General features: G+C 71.2%; 6 protein-coding genes. 5 read left to right on the top strand and 1 reads right to left on the bottom strand.

The genetic code is table 11. The features are described 5' to 3' along the window. The 4 genes from FNH05_RS38400 to FNH05_RS30765 all read left to right on the top strand — a co-directional run. A partial coding sequence (locus tag FNH05_RS38400; protein ID WP_246128035.1) for a DUF6346 domain-containing protein occupies window positions 1-1,062 on the top strand: 1,062 nt, incomplete at its 5' end. A gap of 23 nt (window positions 1,063-1,085) precedes the next feature. Further along, window positions 1,086-1,544: a YbaB/EbfC family nucleoid-associated protein gene (locus FNH05_RS30775; RefSeq protein WP_246128034.1), complete on the top strand. Its 459-nt coding sequence runs from the start codon at window positions 1,086-1,088 to the stop codon at window positions 1,542-1,544. Then, on the top strand, window positions 1,544-1,858 hold the full coding sequence (locus FNH05_RS30770; protein WP_144592361.1) for a type VII secretion target: 315 nt from the start codon (window positions 1,544-1,546) through the stop codon (window positions 1,856-1,858). The genes FNH05_RS30775 and FNH05_RS30770 overlap by 1 nt, the downstream gene beginning before the upstream one ends. Then, the gene (locus FNH05_RS30765) at window positions 1,855-2,889 is read left to right on the top strand and encodes a WXG100 family type VII secretion target (RefSeq protein WP_144592360.1); all 1,035 of its coding nucleotides are present in this window, start codon (window positions 1,855-1,857) and stop codon (window positions 2,887-2,889) included. The genes FNH05_RS30770 and FNH05_RS30765 overlap by 4 nt, the downstream gene beginning before the upstream one ends. 18 nt (window positions 2,890-2,907) lie before the next feature. Here the strand turns inward: FNH05_RS30765 and FNH05_RS30760 are convergent, their stop codons facing one another. Continuing rightward, window positions 2,908-3,483 carry a class I SAM-dependent methyltransferase gene (locus tag FNH05_RS30760; RefSeq protein WP_144592359.1) on the bottom strand — a complete coding sequence of 192 codons (576 nt, stop codon included), beginning with the start codon at window positions 3,481-3,483 and terminating at the stop codon, window positions 2,908-2,910. A 113-nt stretch (window positions 3,484-3,596) separates the two neighbouring features. Between FNH05_RS30760 and lepA the strand changes: the two genes are divergently transcribed. Continuing rightward, a complete protein-coding gene (gene lepA / locus FNH05_RS30755; protein ID WP_144592362.1) occupies window positions 3,597-5,450 on the top strand; it encodes a translation elongation factor 4 in 1,854 nt (617 codons plus the stop codon). Window positions 5,451-5,568: the final 118 nt, after the last annotated feature.

Here is a 5,568-nt window from a genome sequence, read left to right as displayed (position 1 = left end):
CTGTCCCGCCTGACGGCGGGCGGCGGGCCGGAGGCCGACCGGTTCGGGTCCGCGTCGGTGCTGGCGTGTGTGCATCACGGGCCGGTGAGCGTGTACGGCTTCGGTGACGTCTACGGCTGTGTCGCCGAGGTCCGGTGGAGCGGTGGGGGCGTCGAGCGGGCCGAATTCGCCCCGGGCGTGCTGACCCCGGGGGAGGAAGGCGTCCCCGTCTACCGCGACGGAAGTGTCTACGGGCGCGACGGAGCGGCCTGGCCGGTCGTGCTCCGTCCGCTCGCCCTCGTGGTCGCCGGGGCCGCCGCCGTGGTGCTGGGTGCCGGGACCGCCTATGCCCTCGTCCGCGTGGTCCGCCCGGTTCCCGGCCCGCCGCGACCGGAGACCGGGCGGACCCGGGCCGGGCAGCAGCGGCTCGCCGGGCGGCGGGCGCAGCGGGACTGGCCGGTCACCCCCGCCGATCGGGCCGCCGTGCCGCTGTCGAGGCGCGTGCTGCGCCTGCGCCTGCTGTCGGCCTGGTGTGCGCTGGTGGTGCCGGCGGTGCCGCTGTCGATGGTGCCCCGGTTCGACGCGCCGCGGGCACCGCGTTTCGTCTCGCCGTGGCCGCAGATCGCCCGGGCGCGGCTGGCCGATCTGTCGCCCGGGACCGCGGTGGTCCTCGGCGCGATCCTGGCGGTGCTGTTCGCCGCGATGGCGGGTGCGGCGCGGACGGACGCGGCGAGGATCGTCCGTCACGGGCCCGCCTATCTGGCCCGCGACCTGCCCGGCAAGGGGAGCGCCGAGGCGAAGCTGCGCCGCGCGCTGGACGGCCGGGACCGGGCGCACCGGATCGGCACCGCGGTCGGCGGTTCCGTGCTCCTCGCCGTGGCCGCGTGGGCCGCCTTCCGCGGTTTCGGCGCCGCGTCGGGGCCGCTCGCGGTGTGGCTCGCCTGTCTCACCGACGCGATCCTGCTGACCCTGCTCGCCGCGATCTTCTTCGCCACGCTGGAAAGCCCGCGCCGGAGGATCGAGCACCTGCTCGGGACGGACGTTTCGGCCAAAGGAACCAAAGGGGATCTTCTCGCGTCGTAGCCGATCAAGAGAAGGGAGGGTCCGTGGCAAGCGACGACCTCAAGGCCGCCGAGGAACGGCTGGCCGGATACGCCGCGAGGGTCCAGGAGATCCAGCAGCACGCCGAGCGGAGCCAGGAACAGATCAAGACCCTGCGGGCGCGTGCGGAGAGCCCGGACGGCACGGTGCGGGTGGTGCTCGCGCCCGGTGGCCGTCTGGAAGACCTGACGTTGTCTCCGCAGGCCCTGCGGCTCGGGCACGACCGCCTCGCCGCGGCGATCAAGCAGACCGTGCAGGCCGCCCATGCCGATGCGGCGCGCCAGACGCAGGCGGCGCTGCAGCCGCTGCTCGGCCAGTCGGCGGCGATGGAGTTCCTCGCCGAACAGCTCGACACCGGACTCGCCGAGGAGCAAGCCGAGAACGCTCCCCGGCGCCGTGCGGGCGGCAGTGACGACGGTGACGAAGACGGCGGGTTCGGCGGCCCGTTCCTGAGGAGGAGCTGATGGCGGACGGATTCCATTCCACTCCGGAGGATCTGGCGAAGCATTCGGCCACCGTCACCGGCCTCGGCGAACGGCTCCGGCAGGCGTCCGCCACCGGGGGCGGCGTCGACGTCGGGGGAGAGACCTTCGGGATCATCGGCCAGGCGTTCGCCTTCAAGGTCAAGGGCGACATCACCGAAACGGCGGGCGCGATCTCCGACCTGGCCGTCGGCCTCACCGATTTCGGCGAGGGCGTGGGGCTGGCCGGGCAGAACTACGAACAGGTCGAAGGCGAGATCCAGGAACTGCTGACCAGGCTGAAGGCGGAGTTGTGAGCGTGCTGACGAACACGGACGAGTGGTCGGCGGGCGCCGGCATTGTCGACACGGTGAAGGGGGCCGCCGACGATCTCAGCGATCCCGGTGATCTCGCACTGGACGGTCTCGCGCTGGGCCTCGACGTCCTCGGGCTGGTCGCCAACCCGCTCGGCGGGCTGGCCGCCGCCGGGGTCGGCTGGCTGATCGAGCACCTGAGCTTCCTCAAGGAACCCCTGGACGATCTGGCGGGGGATCCGGACAAGATCGTGGAGATCGCCGCGGTGTGGGGCGAGCAGGTCCGGCAGCAGATCGGGCAGGTCGCGACGGACTACGAGCGGGCCGTCGAGGGCGAGACCGGCAGCTGGCAGGGCAGCGCGGCGGAGGCCTACCGCAAGGGCGCGGGCGAGATCGTCGAGCAGCTGCGGGCGCTGGAGAGCGCGTCGACCGGGGTGTCGGAGGGCCTGCGGCTGTCCGGCGTGCTGGTCGCGACGACCCGGGGCATCATCCGTGACCTGATCGCCGACGTCGTGGGCGAGATCGTGGTGGCGGCCGCCGCGGCATTGGCCACCAGCTGGTGTTCCTTCGGTGCCTCGGTCGGCGCGTTCATCGGCTGGGCCGTCGCCCGCGGGGCCGCGACCGCGGCGAAGATCACCGGCAAGATCTCCAAGCTGCTGATGAAACTCGCCGTCGCGTTGAACAAGTTCGCCAAGCTCAAGGGCGCGGTGCAGGCGCTGGCGAAGGTCGCACGGCGGATGGGGGACGGGGCCAAGGCCCTGGGCAGGGTGGCCGGCCGCAACGGCCGCGCCCTGCGGGCGGTCGAAGGTCAGGCCGACGCGATGAAGAACGCGGTGACCGGGCGGCTTCCGCAAGGGCTCCGGGATTTCGCCGAGAACGTCGACGGCCTGCTGGCGAAGCGCACCCGGGACGGGTTCTCCGACTCGGTCGACTGGCGCAACCTGGTCCGCACCGGCGTCTACGAGGGGTCGAAGGAGACGGCGGACGCCGACGACAACTACTCCGACGCCAAGGAAGACCTGCCGAAGAAGTAGACAGGGGAGTCGTCGGGGTCAGGGCCGTCTCGCCCGGAGCTGGGCCGCCGTGCTCGCCGGGCCCGGCGGCTCCCAGGTCCAGGTCTGCAGGTCGGTGAACCCGGCCGCTTCGAGTTCGGCGGCCAGTTCGTGCCGGGACACCGGCAGCCACTTCTCGTGGACCGAGAGCGCCAGGCGGCCGCCCGGCCGCAGGACCCGGAACAGTTCGGCGAACCCGGCCGCCCGGTCGGGCCACAACTGCACGTTGTTCACGCTGATCACCACGTCCACGGATCCGACGGCCAGTCCGGTGCGTTCGGCGGTGCCGGGGTGCAGCGCCGCCTGGGGGCACCGGGCGCGGCAGCGGGCCAGCATCGTCTCCGACGGATCGACGGCGACGACGTGCCCGGTCCGCTCCGCCGCCGCGCTCAGCCCCACCCCCGGGCCGGGCCCGAGGACCAGCACCGTGTCGGCCGGACCGGGCCCGGCCACGTCCACCATGTGCCGTTCGGTCGCCGCGTTGCCCCAGGCCATCAGCGCGCCGCCGATCCTGCCCAGCACTCCGCGGGGACGGCCGAAGGCCCGGTCCAGCAGCCGGCTCGATGTCGTACTCATAGCTCCAGGTCAGCACCGGGGGGCCGATCCGGCATCGGGGATGACCCGGAAATCGTCACTGACCGGGCATGGGAGACTAGAGGGTGCCGACCACGACCGAGCCGAGGAATTTCGTGACGACGTTCGCCGACACCACCTTCACGCCCCCGGAGCTGATCCGGAACTTCTGCATCATCGCCCACATCGACCACGGGAAGTCGACGCTGGCCGACCGCATGCTGCAGCTCACCGGCGTGGTGGAGGAGCGGGCCATGCGGGCCCAGTACCTCGACCGGATGGACATCGAGCGGGAGCGCGGCATCACGATCAAGGCGCAGAACGTGCGGCTGCCGTGGCAGGTGGACGGCCAGGACCACGTGCTGCACCTGATCGACACGCCGGGCCACGTCGACTTCACCTACGAGGTCTCGCGGGCGCTGGAGGCGTGCGAGGGCGCGATCCTGCTGGTCGACGCCGCGCAGGGGATCGAGGCGCAGACGCTGGCGAACCTCTACCTCGCGCTCGACAAGGACCTGCACATCATCCCGGTGCTGAACAAGATCGACCTGCCCGCGGCCGATCCCGACAAGTACGCCGCCGAGCTGGCGAACATCATCGGCTGCGACCCCGGCGACGTGCTGCGGGTGTCGGCCAAGACCGGGCAGGGCGTGAAGGAACTGCTCGACGAGGCGGTCCGCCAGATCCCGCCGCCGCAGGGCGATCCGGACGCCCCGGCCCGCGCGATGATCTTCGACTCGGTGTACGACACCTATCGCGGTGTGGTCACCTACATCCGGGTCGTGGACGGCAAGATCACCCCGCGCGAGCGCATCCGGATGATGTCCACCGGCGCGACGCACGAGCTGCTGGAGGTCGGCATCATCTCGCCGGAACCCAAGCCCTGCGCCGGGCTGGGCGTCGGCGAGGTGGGTTACCTGATCACCGGGGTGAAGGACGTCCGCCAGTCCCGGGTCGGTGACACGGTCACGAGGGAACGGCACGGTGCGAAGGTCCCCTTGACCGGGTACCGCGAGCCCAAGCCGATGGTGTTCTCCGGGCTGTACCCGCTGGACGGCTCGGACTACCCGGAACTGCGCGAGGCACTGGAGAAGCTGCAGCTGAACGACGCGGCGCTGACCTTCGAGCCGGAGACCTCGGTGGCGCTGGGCTTCGGTTTCCGGTGCGGTTTCCTCGGCCTGCTGCACCTGGAGATCACCCGCGACCGCCTGGAGCGGGAGTTCGGCCTCGACCTGATCTCGACCGCGCCGAACGTGGTCTACCGCGTGGTGCTCGAGGACGGCAGCGAGCACGTGGTGACCAACCCCTCGGACTGGCCCGGCGGCTTCAAGATCTCCGAGGTGCACGAGCCGCTGTCGAAGGTCACCGTGATCGCCCCGGCCGAGTTCATCGGCGCGATCATGGAGCTGTGCCAGAGCAAGCGCGGGCAGTTGCTGGGCATGGACTACCTGTCGGAGGACCGCGTCGAACTGCGGTACCACCTGCCGCTCGCGGAGATCATCTTCGATTTCTTCGACTCGCTGAAGTCCCGCACCCGCGGGTACGCCTCGCTGGACTACGAGGAGGCGGGCACCCAGGTCGCCGATCTGGTCAAGGTCGACATCCTGCTGCAGGGCGAGCCGGTGGACGCGTTCTCCGCGATCGTGCACAAGGACGCCGCCTACGGCTACGGCAACAAGATGGCCTCCCGCTTGCGGGAACTCATTCCGCGGCAGCAGTTCGAGGTGCCCATCCAGGCGGCGATCGGGGCCCGCATCATCGCCCGCGAGACGATCCGCGCGATGCGCAAGGACGTGCTCGCGAAGTGCTATGGCGGTGACATCTCGCGGAAGCGCAAGCTGCTGGAGAAGCAGAAGGAAGGCAAGAAGCGGATGAAGACCGTCGGGCGGGTCGAGGTCCCGCAGGAGGCCTTCGTCGCGGCGCTGTCCACTTCCGAACCCGGCGACAAGGGCGGCAAGGGCAAGAAGTAACCCCGCCAGGGCACGCGGAGCGTGGGACTCACGCCACGGAGCGTGGGACCCGGGTACGTCCTAGGGTGGGGGCATGTTCGAGGACTTGCGCTTTCCGTTGCTGGTCGCGCCGATGGCG

The organism is Amycolatopsis rhizosphaerae (genome assembly GCF_007713715.1).
Taxonomy (GTDB): Bacteria; Actinomycetota; Actinomycetes; order Mycobacteriales; family Pseudonocardiaceae; genus Amycolatopsis_E; species Amycolatopsis_E rhizosphaerae.
This window is presented reverse-complemented; position numbering and strand designations above follow the sequence as displayed.

Bases quoted from the DNA above. Each gene is read 5' to 3' on its own strand.
- FNH05_RS30760 (WP_144592359.1), bottom strand. From the start codon at position 3,483: ATGAGTACGACATCGAGCCGGCTGCTGGACCGGGCCTTCGGCCGTCCC.
- FNH05_RS30770 (WP_144592361.1), top strand. From the start codon at position 1,544: ATGGCGGACGGATTCCATTCCACTCCGGAGGATCTGGCGAAGCATTCG.